This is a genomic window from Bacillus sp. FSL W8-0183 (assembly GCF_038006825.1).
In the GTDB taxonomy this organism is placed as follows: Bacteria; Bacillota; Bacilli; order Bacillales; family Bacillaceae; genus Bacillus; species Bacillus altitudinis.
On sequence record NZ_JBBOVY010000001.1, the window covers coordinates 2,046,217 to 2,065,855 of the forward strand.

Here is a 19,639-nt window from a genome sequence, read left to right on the forward strand (position 1 = left end):
TTCTATCAACTCGCTATCTTTAAGTCAGAAAATTCAAAATAAAGGAGGGGTTTTGTGAAACTCTCAGAATTGACTTCTAGTGGTCACCCTAAGACATTGTTTGGTTCATTTTTATATTTTGACGTGAGTTTCATGATTTGGGTTTTGCTGGGGGCACTCGGTGCTTTTATTGCACAAGATTTTGCCTTATCGACAATAGAAAAAGGCATGATTGTAGCCATTCCGATTTTATCCGGATCTTTTTTTCGAATTGTGCTAGGCCTATTAACAGACCGAATGGGACCTAAAAAAACAGCGATGATGGGCATGATTTTGACCACCATTCCGCTCATATGGGGGTTTTTCGGTGGTACAACTCTTTCAGAGCTAGTACTGATCGGGATTTTATTAGGGGTTGCAGGTGCGAGTTTTGCGGTCGCTTTACCGATGGCAAGCCGCTGGTACCCTCCTCATTTACAAGGGGTAGCGATGGGAATTGCCGGCGCCGGAAACAGCGGAACACTGATCTCGACACTCTTTGGACCAAGACTTGCGGAGATGTATGGCTGGCATACAGTAATGGGGCTCGCTCTTATTCCTTTAAGTTTCGTCTTTTTGTTTTTTATTTTCACAGCAAAAGATGCACCAAACCAGCCGGCCCCTCAGCCGCTTCGGTCCTATTTTTCAGTCTTTAAAGTAAAGACAACGTGGTTTTTCTGTCTTCTTTATGCAATTACATTCGGTGGTTTTGTCGGCCTTTCAAGTTTCTTGAGTATTTTCTTTGTGGACCAATATGCGATTTCAAAAATTCATGCCGGTGATTTTGTGACGCTTTGCGTGGCGGCAGGCAGCTTCTTTCGGCCAGTTGGCGGTTTGATTGCCGATAAAATTGGCGGGATGAAAGTACTGCTCGGTTTATTTGCTTTGATTGGTATCTGTTTAGGGGCAGTGAGTAGTCTACCTGCTTTACCAGTGGTCATTGCGCTTTTATTTGTCGGAATGATGTGTCTTGGTATGGGGAATGGGGCGGTGTTCCAGCTTGTCCCGCAAGTGTTTCATAAGGAAATTGGGATTGTGACTGGAATTGTAGGGGCTGCAGGAGGCATTGGGGGATTCTTTTTACCAAACGTTCTTGGCAGTTTAAAAGAAATGACGGGCTCCTATACGTTTGGCTTTTTGACCATTTCTCTTTTTGTTCTTGCTGTCTTCCTCTGTTTGGTTGTATCCCAGTTCAAACGTAAAAAAGTCATTATCCAGCCAACCATGTCTGAATCATAAAAAGCCATGACCACTCTTTGGTCATGGCTTTTCTCTATATATGGTAAACACCCTTTGTTTGACCTATTTTGGCAGAACCGAACTCCCCATTAAATAACGGTCTACCTCGTGCGCCACTTGTCTGCCTTCGTTAATTGCCCAGACAATTAAGCTTTGACCGCGTCTTGCATCTCCCGCTGCAAATACGCCTTCTACATTCGTTGTATATTCCCCATATTTTGCGTCAATCCGATTGTTTTTGCTGTTCACGCCAAAGTGTTTCACTAGTGGCTGTTCAGTTCCCTCAAAACCAATCGCAATAAAGACTAGCTGAGCTGGCCATACCTTCTCTGTTCCTGGAATCTCATGAAATTCAAACTTCCCTTGCTCGTTTTTCACCTTTTCCATTTGAATGGTATGAAGCTCTTTTAACTTCCCATTTTTATCAGCCACAATCTTTGTGGTTTGAATCGAATATTGGCGCGGGTCTTCTCCAAATTTTGCTTGTGCTTCTTCGTAAGCATAATCTAGAGAAAAGACATAAGGCTGTTCTGGCCACATGTTATCCCCTACACGTGTATCTGGAAGCTTTGGATGCTTTCCGAATTGAACAACACTTTTTGCTTTTTGGCGAAGTGCAGTTGCGACGCAGTCAGCACCTGTATCTCCTCCGCCAATCACAATGACGTCTTTCCCTTTTGCGTCAATAAAGTTTTTATCTTTGAATCCTGAATCAAGCATGCTTTTTGTTGCGAGTGTTAAATAATCCATTGCCAGGTGAATCCCTTTTGCTTCCCTGCCTTCAATTAACAGGTCACGCTGCTTTTGTGCACCTGTACAAAGGATGACCGCATCAAACTGTTCTTTTAGTTCATCAGCCGTGATATCCACACCAATTTCTGTGTTGGTCACAAAGTCAATGCCTTCTTGTCTTAGCAGTTTAACTCTGCGCTCAACGACTTCTTTGTCGAGCTTCATATTTGGAATACCATAAGTGAGCAGTCCGCCTAGACGATCAGATCGTTCAAACACGGTTACAGCGTGTCCTGCTTGGTTTAGTTGGTCTGCACTTGCCAGTCCTGCTGGTCCTGATCCGACAATGGCGATCTTTTTCCCTGTACGACTTGAAGGAATTCTTGGTGTAATCCAGCCATTTTCAAAACCTTTATCAATGATCGTCCGTTCGATATTTTTAATCGATACTGCTGGATCATTGATCGCGACGGTACATGAGCCTTCACAAGGTGCTGGACATACTCTTCCAGTAAATTCAGGGAAATTGTTCGTTTTTTGTAGTCTTTCAAGCGCTTCTTTCCATCTGCCCCGGTAGACAAGGTCATTCCATTCTGGAATTAAATTGTAGATCGGGCAGCCAGAAACGCCGCCCCTGATCTCCATTCCAATTTGACAAAACGGTGTTCCGCAATCCATACATCTAGCACCCTGCTGTTTCAATACCTCATCTGTATAAGGAGCTGAATATTCTTTCCAGTCATTTTGACGAGTGAGAGGGTCACGTTCATTTGGCTTTTCTCTTTTATAATCCATAAAACCTGTTGCTTTGCCCATTGTCCTCTCCCCTTTCTTAATGAGCGACGGCTGCTTTTTGCCCGTTTGCCGTTTCTTTATTTTTCGGTTTTGTGTTTGCTTCAAATGCGAACATAACAGCTTCCTCGTGGCTGAGGCCTGCTTGTTTTTGTTCCTCAATGCTTTGAAGCATCATTTTGTAATTTCTCGGAATGATCTTAATGAATTGATTCTTTTCTTGTGCCCAGTTCTCTAGAAGCGCTGCTGCTTTTGAGCTGTTTGTATAATCAAGGTGTTCCTGAATCATTTGCTTCACTTCTTGTTCTTCTTCGTGATCTGTGAGTTTTTCAAACATGATCATTTCCATGTTGCACATTCTTTTGAACTGTTTTGCATCGGATGTATGCACATAAGCGATACCGCCAGACATCCCTGCGCCAAAGTTCTTCCCGACGTCACCTAAAATGACAACACGTCCGCCAGTCATGTATTCACAGCCGTGATCACCGATTCCTTCAACGACCACATTGACACCTGAATTACGCACGGCAAATCGTTCACCTGCACGACCGTTAATATACGCTTTTCCGCTTGTCGCGCCGTAAAATGCAACGTTACCGACAATCACGTTCTCATGTCCATTTTGTACAAAGTGATCAGATGTTTTGACAGCAATTTTGCCTCCAGAGAGTCCTTTGCCGATATAGTCATTTGAGTCACCTGTTAAATATAAAGACATCCCCTTTGGAACAAATGCGCCGAAGCTTTGTCCAGCTGAACCAGTGAACCGAAGTGTGATCGTATCCTCTGGCAGACCTTCTTCTCCGTAGCGCTTAGACACTTCGCTGCCCGTAATCGTTCCAGCTACACGGTGAATGTTGCGAATGTTTAGTGACAGATCAACCGGTGTTTGATGATCGAGCGCTTCCTGTACATAAGGGAGAATCTCATTCATATCCAGTGATTCATCAATTTTATGATTTTGCGGCGTTCTGAATGTGCGTGGTCCCTCTGGCTGATAAAGCAGGGTTTCAAGGTTCAGCTGTCCTGCTTTCCAGTGTGATTTTGCTCTTTCACTTACTGATAAGACATCCGTACGCCCTATCAATTCATCCATTGATGTAAAGCCAAGTTCAGCTAAAATTTCTCTTACTTCCTCTGCAATAAACATCATGAAGTTGACAATGTGATCAGGGTCACCCATGAATTTTTTGCGAAGTTCCGGGTTTTGAGTAGCGACACCGACTGGGCAAGTATCTAAATGACATGCTCTCATCATGACGCATCCTAATACGACAAGTGGAGCTGTCGCAAAGCCGTATTCTTCTGCTCCTAAAATCGCAGCCATGACAACGTCGCGTCCTGTCATTAATTTGCCATCCGTCTCAAGAACGACTCGCTCTCGAAGGCCGTTTAAGACAAGGGTTTGATGCGCTTCTGCCAATCCAAGCTCCCAAGGAAGTCCTGTATGTTTAATACTTGTTTTCGGAGAAGCTCCAGTACCGCCATCATATCCACTAATTACGATGACATCCGCTGTCCCTTTTGCTACACCTGCTGCAATCGTACCAACGCCAGCTTTAGAAACTAGCTTGACACTGATGCGTGCATCACGGTTTGCGTTTTTCAAATCATGGATCAATTGAGCCAAATCCTCGATTGAATAAATATCATGGTGAGGCGGTGGTGAGATTAGGCCAACACCTGGCGTAGAACCACGTACGTCTGCGACCCAAGGATATACTTTATTTCCTGGCAGCTGTCCGCCTTCTCCCGGCTTTGCACCTTGCGCCATTTTAATTTGCAGTTCATCTGCATTGACTAAATAATGACTTTTCACGCCAAAGCGGCCAGAAGCAATCTGTTTAATCGCACTTCTGCGATCATCCCCGTGCTCATCTACTGTGAAGCGTGCAGGGTCTTCCCCGCCTTCTCCGCTGTTGCTTTTGCCGCCAATTCGGTTCATCGCAATCGCTAGTGCTTCATGCGCTTCTTTACTTAGTGAACCAAATGACATCGCACCTGTCTTAAAGCGGCGTACAATGGATTCAGCAGATTCAACTTCTTCTAGACGAACTGGCTTTTGTTTTGAACGAAAAGCAAATAGATTTCTAAGGAAACCAATTCGTTCTTCATCCGCTGCCTTCGTGTATTGCTTAAATAAATCATAATCTTCGTTGCGGCATGCCCACTGAAGGGTATGAATGGTTTTTGGGTTAAAGGCATGATGCTCTCCATTTTTTCTCCACTGGAACTCACTGCCTGATTCTAGCGTTTGATCTGTTGATGCCTGATACCCAGCCTCATGACGAAGCTTTGCTTCATTTGCAATGGTGTCAAGATCAATACCGCCTAGCTGAGAAGCTGTTCCTGTGAAATACGCCTGGATGACATCTTCACTAATGCCGACAGCTTCAAAAATTTGTGCGCCTCGATAGCTTTGGACAGTGGAAATTCCCACTTTAGACATTACTTTAACTACGCCCTCAGTCACACTTTTCCCAAACTTTGTGACAGCTTCATCAAAGCTAATCGCAATCGCTTCTTCAGCAATAAGCTGTTTGTATGTTTCGTAAACGAGGTACGGATGGATCGCATCTGCACCGTAGCCAATCAGTGCGGCAAAATGATGAACCTCTCTTACTTCTCCAGATTCGACGATTAAGCTCACCTTTGTTCGTAAGCCTTGACGCACAAGATGCTGATGAAGTGCACTCAATGCAAGAAGTGGTGGAATCGGCACTTTTTCTTCCGTCATGTCACGATCGGAAAGAATTAGTAAAGATACCCCTTCACGAATGGCTTTTTCTGCCTCTTCAAACATCGCATCAAGACCACGTTTTAGGTCATCAGTGAAAAGTGTATGAATCGTTTTGCTTTTAAAGGCGTTATGAACAATCGTTTTCAAGCCGTTGAACTGCCCGCTTGTTAAAACGGGTGTATAAAGTTTAATTCTTCGGCATGAATATTCATTTGGATGTAAAATATCTCCCTCAGCACCTAACCAAGTCATGGTTGATGTAACGAGCTGCTCACGAATGGCATCAATCGGCGGGTTCGTCACTTGAGCAAACAGCTGTTTGAAATAAGAAAACAGCGACTGCGCACGATCTGATAACACAGCAAGCGGTGTATCACTTCCCATTGAGCCGATTGGGTCCTTTCCTTCTTCTAGTAAAGGAATTAAATACTTTTGAATGTCTTCGTACGTATAATGGAAAGCACGCTGACGTGTTAGCAAATCACTCATTATACTAGAATTTTCTGAATTTTCTTCAGAGCGATTGACGTGAACCATTTCTTCATCGAGCCATTTTTGATAAGGAAGTTCATTCGCAATCGAAGATTTCACTTCTTCATCCGAAATAATGCGTCCTTCTTCTAAATCGATTAACAGCATTTTACCTGGTTCAAGACGGTCTTTATACTTCACATCTTCTTCATTTGTGTCGATGACGCCGACCTCAGATGAGAAAATGATGTGATCGTCATTTGTCACGTAGTATCTCGCAGGTCTTAATCCATTCCGATCTAAGATGGCGCCGATTTGTTTACCATCCGTAAACGAAATCGCTGTCGGACCATCCCAAGGCTCCATTAACGAACTATGGTATTCATAAAATGCCCGTTTCTCTTTAGACATGTGCGTATTCTCCGTCCACGGCTCAGGAATCAGCATCATCGCTGTATGAGCAGGAGTACGCCCTGCAAGCACGAAAAATTCAAAGGCATTGTCTAAAATGGATGAATCACTTCCGTCTGCATTCAGCACTGGCAAAATCTTGTCTAGATCTTCTCCGAAGGCTTCAGACACGAATTGTTGTTCTCTTGCTCTCATCCAATTGATGTTTCCTCTTAATGTGTTGATTTCTCCGTTATGAATTAAGTAACGGTTTGGATGCGCTCGTTCCCATGTCGGGAATGTATTTGTACTAAATCTTGAATGAACGAGTGAAAATGCAGAAACAAATGTTTCATCCTGTAGATCAAGATAAAAAGCATCAACTTGATCTGATGTTAAAAGCCCCTTATATACAATGGTTTGACTAGACAGACTGACAAAGTAAAATTGTTTTTCCTCTGCTGTTCCCCAGTTTTCAGCCTGCTTACGGATGACATATAATTTTCGTTCAAATGACAAACGGTCTGTTACGTTGTCGTTTGCTCCGATGAACACTTGCCGGACAACCGGACAGCTCTTCGCTGCAACCGTTCCAATTTTCCCAGCATCAACAGGGACCGTTCTCCAGCCAATTAATGTTTGCCCTTCTTGTTTAATGAAGCCGTTGATCTTTTGTTCGATCGCTTGACGCGTTTTGGCATCATCATCTTTTGAAAAGAACACCATTCCTACCCCGTAACGGCCCTTTTCAGGAAGTGCAAAGTCTTGACAGTTCTTTCTAAAAAAAGCGTCTGGCAGTTGTACCATTAAACCGGCACCATCACCTGTATACGGATCACTGCCTTGCCCGCCGCGGTGATCAAGCTGGCACAGCATTTGCAATCCCTTTTTGACGATGCTATGTGTCGCCTCCCCTTTTAAATGGGCGTACAGTCCGATTCCACATGCATCATGTTCAAATTCAGGACGGTAGAGACCTTGTGGTTGTGGTAGTTGATTATAAGTCATCGTTTCTCTCCCCCGTTTAAAAGATCCGTTTTTTCACAGTAATAAAATCTCACAAACTCTGTAACTTATTTTAAGTTTTCAAATTAATATAAACAATATATAATTTAGATCAAAACAATCTCTTTTTGAGATAGATGGGTGTGAAGTGCAAAAATGGAGCTTCGTCAATTACGTTATTTTGTAGAAGTTGCTGACCGTGAACACGTGTCAGAAGCGGCTGAAAACTTACACGTTGCCCAATCTGCCATCAGCCGGCAGATTGCCAATTTAGAAGAAGAACTTGGAGTGGCTTTATTCGAACGAGAAGGACGAAATATCAAATTAACGAAAATCGGCAGACAATTTTTGGACCATGTCAGAACCGCCCTAAAAGCGATAGATTACGCCAAAGAACAAATTGATGAATACTTAGACCCCCACAAAGGGACAGTGAACATTGGATTTCCTACAAGTCTAGCAAGCCAAGTGCTCCCTTCTGTCATTTCCGCATTTAAGCTGGAATATCCAGAGGTCGATTTTTTACTTCGTCAAGGTTCCTATAAGTTTCTGATTGAAGCTGTCAAAAATCGAGACATTGATCTTGCCTTTTTAGGACCCGTCCCGACAAACGATCCTCAAATAGAAGGAAATATCTTGTTTTCCGAAAGCATTTATGCCCTTTTACCTATTAGTCACCCCTTTAGCGGGCAAAGAAGTATTCATTTAAGTGATTTGAGAAAAGACCATTTCGTTTTATTTCCTGAAGGATATGTGCTGAGACAAATTGCGGTTGATGCCTGTAAGCAGGCTGGCTATGAGCCAACTATCTCATCTGAAGGAGAAGATTTGGATGCCATTAAAGGTCTTGTGTCAGCGGGTATGGGCGTTACTTTATTACCCGAAAGTGCTTTTTATGAAACAACACCGCGATTTACAGTGAAAATTCCCATTGATTTCCCTCAAGTGAGAAGAACGGTCGGAATTATTGCTTCTAAATCGAGAGAGATGTCTCCTTCTGCCCATGATTTTTATATGTTTGTAAAGGACTTCTTTTCAAAAATTGAACAATATAAATAATTCATTAAAACAAGACATTTCATTTGTAGAAATAATCCCTCTTTGTATATGATGAGTTACAGAACAACAGACTATATGGAAGAAAGGTAATCGTATGAAATCAATTTTATCGTTTTTAAAGCCCTATCGGCTATCCGTTGTGTCCATTGTGATTCTCACCTTTTTAAGCAGTATGCTCCAGCTGTATTTACCGACGCTTACGGCAGATATCGTTGATGTCGGGATCGTCCAAGGAGATGTCGCTTATATATGGAAGGTTGGGGGCTGGATGGTGGCTTGTTCTTTACTTGCCATCTTGCTCACGATTTGGAAGTCCTACTTGTCATCTAAGACAGCTCTAGGCTTCGGGCGTGATATGAGAAGACAGCTGTTTGTGCATGTCGAACAATTCTCATTAGAAGAATTTCAAAAAATCGGGACATCTTCCTTTATTACAAGATCAACAAATGATGTGAAACAAGTTCAAGATGTCACGATCATGATCTTACAAATGATGACACGGGCGCCTCTTATGCTCGTTGGTGGAATTATTTTGGCTGTATCTAGAGATGCTGTGTTATCTCTCATCTTTTTAGCAGCTCTTCCCCTTCTTGGCGGGTTCATTTATTTGGTGTCAAGAAAAGCAATCCCCCTCTTTGGCCAGCTTCAGAAAAAAACGGACCGGCTGAACTTGATTATGAGAGAGTCGCTTTCAGGCATTCGGGTCATTCGAGCGTTTAACCGAGTAGATGACGAAAAAGAACGTTTTCAAGAAGCCAATACATCGTATAAGGATACTGGCCTTAAAGTCAATCGATTAATGGCGTACTTGTTCCCTTTTATGCTCATTATCATGAACTTCACGAATATCGGCATTGTCTGGATTGGCGCTAATCGGATTGATGCCGGACAGATGGAAGTCGGGAATCTAATCGCCTTCATTCAATATGCGATGATGATTTTAATGGCACTCATTATGCTGTCTATGAGTTTTATTATGGTGCCTAGAGCTCAGGCATCCGCTAAACGGATGAATGAAGTGTTAAATCTAGAACCAAAAATTAAAGACAAAAAAGAAGCTGTCACTAAACTTGATCAGCCAGCCCAGTCCATTCGCTTTGAGAATGTGTCATTTTATTATTCAAATGCTGAAAAACCAGCCGTTCAAGACATGACGTTTGAAGCCAAAAAGGGTGAAACGACGGCGATCATCGGCAGTACAGGTTCCGGGAAAACGACCCTTCTTCAGCTGATGACACGTTTTTATGAAGCAACAGAAGGAAAAATTACATTAGATGGTGTCGATATTAGAGAATTGCCTCAAGAGAAACTGAGAAGTCAGATGGGTTATGTTTCTCAAAAAGCCATTTTATTTAGCGGAACCATTGCTGATAATGTGCGCTTTGGCAAACGAGATGCTACAGATGACGAGATTTGGCAGGCACTGCGGACAGCACAGGCCGAAGAATTTGTTTTGCAAAAAGATGGCGGAATTCACGCAGAGATAGACCAAGGGGGTTCGAATCTCTCTGGCGGTCAAAAACAACGTCTTTCGATCGCAAGAGCACTCGTAAGAAAACCTTCATTCTACCTGTTTGACGATAGCTTCTCTGCCCTTGATTACAAAACGGATGCAAAACTTCGGTCAGCGCTAGAAGCTGAAAAAGAGCATGCTGCTTTGATTATTGTGGCCCAAAGAATCAGCACAGTGAAGCATAGCGATAAAATCATTGTGTTAGATGATGGAAAAATAGCAGGTATCGGTACACATGAACAGTTACTGAAAGATAACCTTGTCTATCAAGAAATAGTCGCATCACAGGAAGGTCAGGAGGTGGAGCAAGGATGAGTAAAAAAATGTCTTCTGGAATGGGACATAAAGGCGGTCACCCAAGCGGCCCAGTACAAAAACCGAAGGAATTTAAAAAAACACTTCTTCGTTTAACGGGCTATTTAAAACCGAGGAAATTTCAGCTGATCATTGTCCTGATTGCAGCGATCGGTTCAACCGTTTTTAATGTCGTCAGTCCAAAATTACTTGGGGATGCCACCTCTTCCCTATTTGAAAGTTTTACACAAGGAACTGGCGTTCAATTCGATGTCATTTCACGCATTTTATTGCTGCTTGTTCTATTATATGTCGTAGCATCTCTCTTCTCATTCGTGCAGCAATATGTAATGGCGGGTGTCTCGCAGCAGACCATTGCTGAATTAAGGCAAGAAGCAAATGACAAGCTCACACGTCTCCCCCTTCGTTATTTTGATAAAACAACACACGGAGACACGCTGAGCCGGGTGATGAACGACATTGATAATATTAATACTTCTTTACAGCAGGCACTCACGCAAGTGATCACATCTGTTATTACAGTCATTGGAATTGTCGTCATGATGCTTTTCATCAGTCCGCTGCTGACGCTGCTTGTTTGTTTGACGCTGCCTCTTAGTTTGTTTGCGATTCGAGGCATTACATCATTTTCGCAAAAGCATTTTAAAGCACAGCAAAAAGAACTAGGGATGATCAATGGACATATTAATGAAATGTTCACAGGACATCAGACGGTTCGTGCGTATGGCTATGAAAAGAAAGCCATTGATACATTTGATCAATTAAACGAACAACTATATGAATCTTCAAGAAAAGCACAATTTATCTCTGGCTTAATGATGCCGATGATGACCTTTATTGGGAATCTTGGCTATGTGGCGGTAAGTGTTGCTGGCGGAATTCTTGTCATTAATGGGAATATTCGTGTTGGGGATGTGCAAGCATTTATCCAATACACACAACAAATGTCGCAGCCGCTTGTGCAAGCATCCAGTGTTGCAAACTTAGTTCAATCTGCTATCGCTTCTGCTGAACGGGTGTTTGAAATTCTGGATGAAGAAGAAGAACATGCGCAAGAAGATGCAGCGATTGATCTTAAATCCCTTTCCGGAGATGTGGCCTTTGAGCACGTTCACTTCGGTTATGAGAAAGATCAACCCATTATTAAAGATTTGAATTTACAAGTCCGAGAAGGACAAACGGTGGCCATTGTTGGGCCAACAGGCGCTGGAAAAACAACGATTATTAATCTGTTAATGCGCTTTTACGAGCTAGATCAAGGCTCCATTCGCATTGGCGGCGTAAAAACAACCGACCTCAGCCGAGAGCAAGTGCGTGACTTATTTGCGATGGTTCTTCAGGATACATGGCTCTTTGAAGGCACAATTTATGACAACATCGCATATGGCAGACCAAATGTTTCAAAAGAGGATGTGTTGAAGGCCGCTAAACATGCCTATGCAGACGATTTCATCCGCACCCTTCCAGATGGATATGACACACTCTTAACAGAAGATGCCGGCAACCTCTCACAAGGTCAGCGTCAACTGTTAACCATCGCCCGTGCCATCTTATCTGATCCGAAGATATTAATCTTAGATGAAGCAACAAGCAGTGTCGATACACGGACAGAGATGCATATTCAAAAAGCGATGAATGAATTAATGAACGGCAGAACAAGCTTCGTCATTGCACATCGACTTTCAACGATTAAAGATGCCGATCTCATTTTAGTCATGAAAGATGGCACGATCATTGAAAAAGGAACTCATCGTGAGCTTTTGAAAGAAAAAGGCTTTTATGCCGACCTCTATATGAGTCAATTTGCCGAAAACCAAGTCGGTTAAACAACACCAAAAAGGATAGACAGCATGTAAAAATGCCTGTCTATCCTTTTTGTTATGCCTTAAGCTTCCCGTTTTCTGACTTTCACACTAAGTTTCGTCATGTAATCCGCTTCATTTTTAGACATCAGAGAATGAAGTAAATACTCCTCAAAGACATCCCCATCCAGTATCATATCCTCTGCTTCGATTCGATCTAATAAACGTGAATAGGCAGTCTCCATCTCTTCATATGTTCCTTGTTGATAAATGACTGCATATAGACCCGCAGGCTTTTTGACTGCATCCGGCCCTTCCATTCGGCAAAACAGCCTATCAGATTGATGATAATGACGCTGCAAAAACTGCTCCTTGTTTAAAACAGAACCATTTGCCGCGGCACCTTTAATACCAATCCCTTTCAGAAATTCTCCTACAATTCGAGAAATTTCTTCTATAGGTGTGTTTGAATCAATCGGGTTTGATGTACTGAGGACGATCGGTTCTTCTGGCAGTTCTTGAAACAAGACCTCCCCTGTTTTCACTGATGATAATTCATTCGTTGTCTCGATCACACGAAAAAGAAAAGATTGAATATCCTGTAGTTTTTGGATCTCCTCCCCGACCTTTTCTGCTTGCTCAACCGCAAGACTTTGCAATTTTTCCTGAGAAGGCTCAGTAAAGTATTGTTTTAATTGCTTGATCGGAAATTGAACAGCGCGAAGAGATTGAATGGCCATGAAATGATCAAACTGTTCAAATGTATAATAACGGTACCCATTTTCCTGAACACCTGCCGGCTTAAACAAATCGATCTTATCATAATAGAGCAGTGTATCTTTTTTCACTTCAAATAATGCCGCAAATTCTCCAGTTAAAAATGTTTTTTGAACATCGTTCATCATTTTTAGGGCTCCTTTCTTGACTATGGAGTTACTCCATCCTTTATGATAACATGCAGAAACACCACATATGTGGAGAAAGGATTTACACATGAACAAAATCGCACAAGATCAAGTCACATTATCACTTGCAAATCAAGAAGACTTCCCTTTGATGAAAAAAGAACTGCAAGATGCTTTCACAGCTGGCATCATTGATACATTTGGCGATGCAGAAGGTGGACCAATTCCTCCTGATGAGTCGATTGATGAATCTTTTTATTCGACTGAGAACCTTGTCTATCATATTTTACTAAACGGTCAAAAGGCAGGAGGGGTTGTTTTAAAAATCAACCCTCTCACACACCGCAATTCGGTGGACCTATTATACATTTCTTCATCATCTCACAGCCGAGGCATTGGTCAGGCAGCATGGAAAGCCATTGAGGCGCAATATCCAGAAACGAAGGTGTGGGAAGTTGTCACTCCTTATTTTGAAAAGCGCAACATTCATTTTTATGTGAACAAATGCGGGTTTCAGATTGTTGAGTTTTATCACTTGCACCATCCAGATCCGAGCTTGCCTCATGAGAACGATCAAGAAAATGACCCTTTAGCGCCTGAGACATTTGAATTTTTCAAATTTGAGAAAGTCATGAAAAAAGACCGTTCAAGTTCATAAAAAAACTCCCCCTCATATGGGGGAGTTTCAGCGTGTAGACAAAATCTCGCATTCGCCAAGAACAAAAGCTGGTTATTTGAAAAGAATGAATACGTGTATGATGCATATTTTGATTGTTACATTTGCCCCAACGGGCATTATCGTACAACGACTAGAGAAGGCTATAAGCAATATGCGTCTGATTCAGAGATATGCAAGTCCTGCTCGTTTTTAGATAACTGTACACAAAGTCAATTGGACGAAACTTCGTGGACTCAAAAAAGTTTCAATATAGGCGATGCTTACTTTCGCTGCCATGAATCTCAAAAAGCTAGCAAACTGGACATGGAAAGGACCATGTCCAGCCTAAGTCAACAGATAAATTTTATTAAAATCAGTGAAAACCCCTCATCTGGGGAGTTTTTATTTTGATATAATGTGAGGCCTTTCATCCGTCGCAAGAATCGCAAACAAATAATGATCTTTCCACTCCCCATTGATTTTTACATTTTGTCTAGATAGACCTTCTTTTTGAAAACCTGCCTTTTCAAGTACTCGTATGGAACCTATATTATGAGGCTGAACACCTGCTTCAATTCTGTGAAGATCCAGCACATGAAATGCCTCATCTAGCATGAGGGCAATTGCTTCAGTTGTGTAGCCTTTTCCATTATGTTTTTGATCAAGTCCGTATCCAAGCCAGGCGCTTTGAAGAACATCTCTGACAACACCAGATAATGTGATTGTGCCAATGAGCTGATGTGACGCACGGTGGAAAATTCCTTTTGCATACGTTTCGTCTTTTTGGCGGCTTTGCTGAAATATCTGAATTCGCTTCAATTGTTCGGGGATGGTGTAAAAATCCTCTTGTCTAAATGAAGTAAATGGCTGAAAGAACTCGCGATTTTCATATTCAAGTGTTGTCAGTGCTTCAGCATCGCTTTCTTTGAAATCTCTTAAATAGATCGATGTGTTGATCGTTTCCATGTCGTTCCCCCTTTTTTCTCTCTTCTTTTATCATACACTAAAAAAACACTACCCCAAGTAAGAAAGGTAGTGTTCGTTACATTCATTCTAGCTTCTAATCTGACCATCACCAGATAGAAGCAGCTTTGTCGTTGTCAGTGCAGGAAGTCCCATTGGGCCTCTTGCGTGCAGCTTTTGAGTAGAAATGCCAATTTCAGCGCCATATCCTAGTGCACCGCCATCTGTAAAACGTGTAGATGCGTTATGATAAACAGCGGCCGCATCGACTTCGTTTAGAAAGATTTGTGCGTTTTTTTCATCCTCTGTTACGATGGCTTCTGAATGTTTCGTTCCGTACTGATCAATGTGGTGAATGGCGTCCTCAATTGAGTCAACGACTTTCACCGCAAGATCAAGACTTAAATACTCATCTGTCCAATCTACTTCCTCCGCAGGAACCGCTTCGGAAAAGAAAGATTGAGCGTCTTGATCTCCATGCACAGTGACATGGTGCTGAAGGAGTGCTTCATTCAATGCTGCACCATTTTCTTTCAGCCAATCGCGATGAACGATCAGAGTCTCAAGCGCATTACAAACGGCCGGACGATTTGTTTTCGCATTGATGACAATCTGAATGGCTTTTTCTACATTCGCTGTTTGATCAATAAAGATATGGCAGTTCCCTGTCCCTGTTTCAAGAACTGGAATGGTCGATTCTTCTACAACTGTTTTGATTAAAGAAGCTCCGCCTCTCGGAATTAAAACATCAATCCACTCTTTTAGATGAAACATCGCTTGAACCGATGAACGGTCTGTTTGTTCAATAAACTGTACCGCATCACGAGGGATCTTTGTTTGATCCAATGCCTCATGAATGACGCGGACGATGGCTTTGTTGGAAGAAATAGCGGAGGAACCGCCTTTTAAAATCACTGAGTTGCCTGCCTTGAGGGCAAGCCCTGCTGCATCGACAGTGACATTCGGTCTCGCTTCATAGATCATCCCGATCACGCCGAGCGGTACTCTTCGGCTTTTCACATGTAAGCCGTTTTCAAGAGTCCATTCATCCAATATTTCTCCAACAGGATCTGTTAATCTCGTCACAAGCCGCAAACTTTCCGCAAACTCATGAATTCTCTCTTCATTTAACATTAATCGATCCATTAATGCTTCAGAGAAGCCCTTTTCTTTTCCTGCCTCTAAATCCTTTTGATTTTCCTGTAAAATAAAATCACTTTGCTGTTCGAGTGTTTCTGCTATTTTCAGCAGCGCCTCATTTTTTTCCTCTGTTTGAAGTAAACCTAGTTTTTTTGATACGTGCTTTGCTTTTTTCGCTTTTTCTTTGACCGATGTGACAACTTCAGCTGTCAGTGTCATGAAATTCCTCCCTTATGATTAGCAAACTGGTATTGATAAATCTAAATGACAAACAAACGCTTCAAGATCTACGACATGCACCACTTCATCCTGTAGCAAGTCACCGTTCAGTGCGAGTTCGTCGGACGCATAATTGACAATGCCAAGCCCTATTTCTCTTTCATCTTGATCTAAAATACGGACAACATCGCCTTTTTTAAACGAACCCTTTACATTGACTATGCCGTCAGAATCCAGACTTTTCTCACGATGCATGAGAAGCTCCTGTGTTTTCTCTTGAACAACGATTTCGCCTTTTGGGCCAGAATGAAAAGCAATCCACTGTTTTTTATAATTCAGCGGCGCTAAATTTTCGTCAGCTGTAAAATAAGTGCCGTCCTCTGTCCCGTTGATGGCTTTGTCTAAAATGTGAGGTGTATCGGCTTTTCCCAAAAAGCCATTGATGCCTGAGGCCATTGAAATTTTAAAGGCGTCGAGTTTTGATTTCATTCCGCCTGTACCAACGCTGCTTCCCGCATCTCCAGCGGCTGCTTCGATGTCTTCTGTGATTTCTGTGACTTCGAGAATTCTCTTCGCATTCGGGTTTGTATGAGGGTTATCTTCATACAAGCCGTCAATATCAGATAAAATAGCGAGGAAATCCGCATCAATCAGTCCAGCTACTTTTGCAGACAATGTATCATTATCTCCAAACTTCAACCGATTGATCGTCACTGTATCATTTTCATTAATAATCGGGATGATCCCCCGATCTAATAACACATTCATTGTATTTCGCACATTTTGATAGCGCGTTTCATCTGAAAAATCGCTTCTTGTAATTAATAGCTGTGAAGCAATATAACCGTGCGATAAAAATAAAGTAGAATATGACTCCATTAAAAGCCCTTGCCCTATTGAGGCAGACGCCTGTTTTTCTGGCAGTGTTTTCGGTCTATCAATAAATCCTAATTTTCGGTAACCAGCTGCAACCGCACCAGATGAGACCAAAATGACTTCGTGTCCTTCATCTTTGAGTTTTACAATTTGATTGACGAGGTTTTCTAGTTTTTTTAAACTAATCTCACCTTGAAAGCTAGTAAGAGAGCTGCTTCCGATTTTCACAACAATTCGTTTTCTCTCTTTATCTGCGTACACCTTATCACTCCTGTATTGAGGCTCTATTTATATCGTTACTTTTTGTTTTTGCTGTTCACTTATTTCTTTTGATCGATTGGCGGCATGTTTGACGGCCTGTTTGATGGCTTCTCCTCCGCCAAAATCATCTAATGCATCTAGTCCTGCAGCAGTTGTTCCATTAGGTGACGTAATTTTTTCTCTGAGGACAGAAGGATTTTCAGCTGTTTCTTGCAGCATCTTCGCTGCACCGAGAAGTGTCTGTGTACCGATTTGACGGGACATTTCTTTTGATAAGCCAGCTTCTTCTCCAGCCTCTTCGATTCTTTCCATTAAGAAATAAAAATAAGCTGGACCACTTCCGGCAATTCCTGTGAAAATATCCATTTGCTCTTCCTGAATGGTATACACTTCTCCCATTTCAGATAAAAGAGCCCGACTCATGCTTACATGTTCATTTTTCACATAACGTCCAGCAGATAAAGCGGTCGCCGACGCCCCAATCGTACTTGACGTATTTGGCATTACTCGCATAACAGGCTGCCCTTCATGCAGCATGTCTTCAATATACGATGATTTCACACCTGCAAGTACAGACAGGATGAGCTGATCTTTCTGAATATGAGGTTTTAATGATTCAAGTGCTGTTTCAGCATCCTTTGGCTTCATTGCCAGGATCAACATATCCATTTCTTCAAAAGGAAATGAATCCATTGTGGCTGTTTGGATTCCGTAGCGTTTCGTTAGTTCGTTTAATCGCTGCTTATTTTGCTTGTTTGTTGCGTAAATTTGGCTGAGCGGCATCTGACCTGATCGCACAATACCTGCAATCATTCCTTCCGCCATAGAACCTGCTCCAATGAAAGCAACTTTCTTTTGATCAATGATATTGATCCTCTCCCTTGTTCGCTTTTTGTTCGTGTTTTTCGCACGTTAGTTATCGTAACATGATGAGAAATCGTGTCAAGAAAGAGCCAGCGCTTTTCAAAAGTCCCGAATACACGCTGAACAGCTTGCGGTATGTATGTTAGCCGTGTTTTTTAAAATCATCAATTTAGATCAAAAGAACTATACAGATTTGAATCATAGTACCCTTTCGTTCGACTGAATTCACCATTTTATTTTTGGTTTCGGTGACTTCAATTCTAGTTTTTAGAAAGCGCTATCATTTTGATGGCTTTCTATTTTCCTATAGGAAGAATGTGTTTGAATCTTTCGATTAGACTATTGACATATTTTAGAAAACATGTCCGTTGAAATGCTTTTTTTGTGGTGATACCGTGAAAGGGAATCAAGAGAAAAAGGAGCGTTCATAATGAAAGTAAAAGAAAATTACGTCAATGTCATCCCAATGAAAGAAATCCGATCTACAGATGACCTTCTTTTCCCATTCCCTATCTACAATGAATTACGATCGCAGGGTGATATTCGATACGATGAAACGAGAAAGTGCTGGGATCTTTTTCGATATGCTGATATTCAGTCCGTTCTGAAGCAGCCAAAAGTGTTTTCATCACAGCGAGGAAGAAGCACATCTAAAACGAGTATTTTAACAATGGACCCTCCAAAACATACCAAAATGAGAGCACTCGTCAATAAAGCCTTCACGCCAAAAGCGATCAAACAAATAGAAGAAAAGATCAAAGACTTGACCCATGATCTATTACATCAAGTAAAGGATCAACGGACCTTCGATATTGTGCAAGATCTGGCCGCTCCCCTACCTGTCATGATCATCGCCGAGCTTCTCGGTGCAGAAGTGAAAGACAGAGAGCTGATCAAAAAACATTCAGATGCTCTAGTTGCAGGAGCCAAAGATGATTCAAAAGAAGCTGTTCAAGCCGTTGTCGACATGCAAAAACAAGCAGAAAAAGAGCTGTCAGAGTACTTTGCTCATTTGATCCAAAAACGAAAAGAAATGCCAGCCGATGATTTAATCTCCCTTCTCATCCAAGCGGAAATTGACGGTGAGCGTTTATCAGAAAATGAACTGCTTGGCTTTTGTATACTCTTACTCGTTGCTGGTAATGAAACAACAACGAATTTAATCACAAATGCCGTACGACTTTTAACAGAGCAGCCGCATATCGCCGAATCAGTGCGGCAAGACCTGTCTCTCATTCCTCAATTGACAGAAGAAACGCTACGCTATTATCCGCCTGTTCAAGCGATTGGGCGAGTTGCAGCAGAGGATGTTCAGATTGCCGGTTCTCACATTGAAAAAGGAGACTATCTTATCAGCTGGGTGGCATCTGCGAATCGTGATGAACGGAAGTTTGACGATCCAGATACGTTTCGTCTTGACAGAAAATCAAATCCACATTTGAGCTTTGGCTTCGGCATCCATTTTTGTCTTGGTGCCCCTCTCGCCCGGCTTGAGGCTCATCTAGCACTTGAGATTTTACTCCGTACGTTTCGAGAAATCACCTGTGCGGCAGATCAGCTGAAACCGATTCAAAGCACGTTTGTGTTTGGGGTCAAAGAATTCCCTGTGCAGGTCACCCGTTTTTAAAAGTCCCTTTCATTAGGGGCTTTTTTTCATATGCTTATCCTTACCTT

13 protein-coding genes and 1 pseudogene are annotated in these 19,639 nt (G+C 42.2%); 7 read left to right on the top strand and 7 right to left on the bottom strand.

Translation table 11 applies throughout. From position 1 onward, the window contains the following. Positions 1-54 precede the first annotated feature (54 nt). Positions 55-1,257 carry a nitrate/nitrite transporter gene (locus NSQ64_RS10685; protein WP_017367412.1) on the top strand — a complete coding sequence of 401 codons (1,203 nt, stop codon included), beginning with the start codon at positions 55-57 and terminating at the stop codon, positions 1,255-1,257. 63 nt (positions 1,258-1,320) lie between these two features. Here the strand turns inward: NSQ64_RS10685 and gltD are convergent, their stop codons facing one another. Both gltD and gltB read right to left on the bottom strand, forming a co-directional pair. Further along, a complete protein-coding gene (gltD, locus tag NSQ64_RS10690; protein ID WP_217967074.1) occupies positions 1,321-2,805 on the bottom strand; it encodes a glutamate synthase small subunit in 1,485 nt (494 codons plus the stop codon). Between the two features lie 16 nt (positions 2,806-2,821). Continuing rightward, positions 2,822-7,393, bottom strand: a complete 4,572-nt coding sequence (gltB, locus tag NSQ64_RS10695) for a glutamate synthase large subunit (protein ID WP_277518513.1) — start codon at positions 7,391-7,393, stop codon at positions 2,822-2,824. Positions 7,394-7,546: 153 nt separating this feature from the next. Here gltB and NSQ64_RS10700 point away from each other — a divergent pair, with 153 nt between their 5' ends. From NSQ64_RS10700 to NSQ64_RS10710, 3 genes are all read left to right on the top strand, one after another. Further along, positions 7,547-8,449 (top strand): LysR family transcriptional regulator, encoded by a 903-nt coding sequence (locus tag NSQ64_RS10700; RefSeq protein ID WP_024718330.1) that lies wholly within the window; start codon positions 7,547-7,549, stop codon positions 8,447-8,449. 94 nt (positions 8,450-8,543) lie between these two features. Then, the gene (locus NSQ64_RS10705; protein ID WP_341016425.1) at positions 8,544-10,277 is read left to right on the top strand and encodes an ABC transporter ATP-binding protein; all 1,734 of its coding nucleotides are present in this window, start codon (positions 8,544-8,546) and stop codon (positions 10,275-10,277) included. After that, positions 10,274-12,103, top strand: a complete 1,830-nt coding sequence (locus NSQ64_RS10710) for an ABC transporter ATP-binding protein (RefSeq protein ID WP_341016429.1) — start codon at positions 10,274-10,276, stop codon at positions 12,101-12,103. Before NSQ64_RS10705 ends, NSQ64_RS10710 begins: the two co-directional genes overlap by 4 nt. 59 nt (positions 12,104-12,162) lie before the next feature. Here the strand turns inward: NSQ64_RS10710 and NSQ64_RS10715 are convergent, their stop codons facing one another. Beyond that, complete coding sequence (locus NSQ64_RS10715; RefSeq protein WP_341016431.1) at positions 12,163-12,984, bottom strand: MerR family transcriptional regulator; 822 nt, start codon at positions 12,982-12,984, stop codon at positions 12,163-12,165. 88 nt (positions 12,985-13,072) lie between these two features. Here NSQ64_RS10715 and NSQ64_RS10720 point away from each other — a divergent pair, with 88 nt between their 5' ends. Together NSQ64_RS10720 and NSQ64_RS10725 are read left to right on the top strand one after the other, a co-directional pair. Further along, positions 13,073-13,642: a GNAT family N-acetyltransferase gene (locus NSQ64_RS10720; RefSeq protein WP_268417845.1), complete on the top strand. Its 570-nt coding sequence runs from the start codon at positions 13,073-13,075 to the stop codon at positions 13,640-13,642. Between the two features lie 55 nt (positions 13,643-13,697). Further along, a pseudogene (locus tag NSQ64_RS10725) lies at positions 13,698-13,991 on the top strand (IS5/IS1182 family transposase); the annotation flags it as partial. A gap of 53 nt (positions 13,992-14,044) precedes the next feature. Here NSQ64_RS10725 and NSQ64_RS10730 read toward each other — a convergent pair. The 4 genes from NSQ64_RS10730 to proC all read right to left on the bottom strand — a co-directional run bounded on the left by NSQ64_RS10730 (position 14,045) and on the right by proC (position 17,926). Then, positions 14,045-14,608 carry a GNAT family N-acetyltransferase gene (locus NSQ64_RS10730; protein WP_144665595.1) on the bottom strand — a complete coding sequence of 188 codons (564 nt, stop codon included), beginning with the start codon at positions 14,606-14,608 and terminating at the stop codon, positions 14,045-14,047. A gap of 87 nt (positions 14,609-14,695) precedes the next feature. Next, a complete protein-coding gene (locus tag NSQ64_RS10735; RefSeq protein ID WP_025207480.1) occupies positions 14,696-15,964 on the bottom strand; it encodes a glutamate-5-semialdehyde dehydrogenase in 1,269 nt (422 codons plus the stop codon). A gap of 18 nt (positions 15,965-15,982) precedes the next feature. Next, positions 15,983-17,101, bottom strand: a complete 1,119-nt coding sequence (gene proB / locus NSQ64_RS10740) for a glutamate 5-kinase (RefSeq protein WP_025207481.1) — start codon at positions 17,099-17,101, stop codon at positions 15,983-15,985. Between the two features lie 27 nt (positions 17,102-17,128). Then, positions 17,129-17,926, bottom strand: a complete 798-nt coding sequence (proC, locus tag NSQ64_RS10745; protein ID WP_008346567.1) for a pyrroline-5-carboxylate reductase — start codon at positions 17,924-17,926, stop codon at positions 17,129-17,131. A 469-nt stretch (positions 17,927-18,395) separates the two neighbouring features. Between proC and NSQ64_RS10750 the strand changes: the two genes are divergently transcribed. Further along, entirely contained in the window at positions 18,396-19,592 is a 1,197-nt protein-coding gene (locus tag NSQ64_RS10750; protein ID WP_125590404.1) for a cytochrome P450, read from the top strand. Positions 19,593-19,639 lie beyond the last annotated feature (47 nt).

Coding starts and splice junctions, on each gene's coding strand:
- gltD (WP_217967074.1), bottom strand. CDS start 2,805: ATGGGCAAAGCAACAGGTTTTATGGATTATAAAAGAGAAAAGCCAAAT.
- gltB (WP_277518513.1), bottom strand. CDS start 7,393: ATGACTTATAATCAACTACCACAACCACAAGGTCTCTACCGTCCTGAA.
- NSQ64_RS10700 (WP_024718330.1), top strand. CDS start 7,547: ATGGAGCTTCGTCAATTACGTTATTTTGTAGAAGTTGCTGACCGTGAA.
- NSQ64_RS10705 (WP_341016425.1), top strand. CDS start 8,544: ATGAAATCAATTTTATCGTTTTTAAAGCCCTATCGGCTATCCGTTGTG.
- NSQ64_RS10710 (WP_341016429.1), top strand. CDS start 10,274: ATGAGTAAAAAAATGTCTTCTGGAATGGGACATAAAGGCGGTCACCCA.
- NSQ64_RS10715 (WP_341016431.1), bottom strand. CDS start 12,984: ATGATGAACGATGTTCAAAAAACATTTTTAACTGGAGAATTTGCGGCA.
- NSQ64_RS10720 (WP_268417845.1), top strand. CDS start 13,073: ATGAACAAAATCGCACAAGATCAAGTCACATTATCACTTGCAAATCAA.
- NSQ64_RS10730 (WP_144665595.1), bottom strand. CDS start 14,608: ATGGAAACGATCAACACATCGATCTATTTAAGAGATTTCAAAGAAAGC.
- NSQ64_RS10735 (WP_025207480.1), bottom strand. CDS start 15,964: ATGACACTGACAGCTGAAGTTGTCACATCGGTCAAAGAAAAAGCGAAA.
- proC (WP_008346567.1), bottom strand. CDS start 17,926: ATGGCGGAAGGAATGATTGCAGGTATTGTGCGATCAGGTCAGATGCCG.
- NSQ64_RS10750 (WP_125590404.1), top strand. CDS start 18,396: ATGAAAGTAAAAGAAAATTACGTCAATGTCATCCCAATGAAAGAAATC.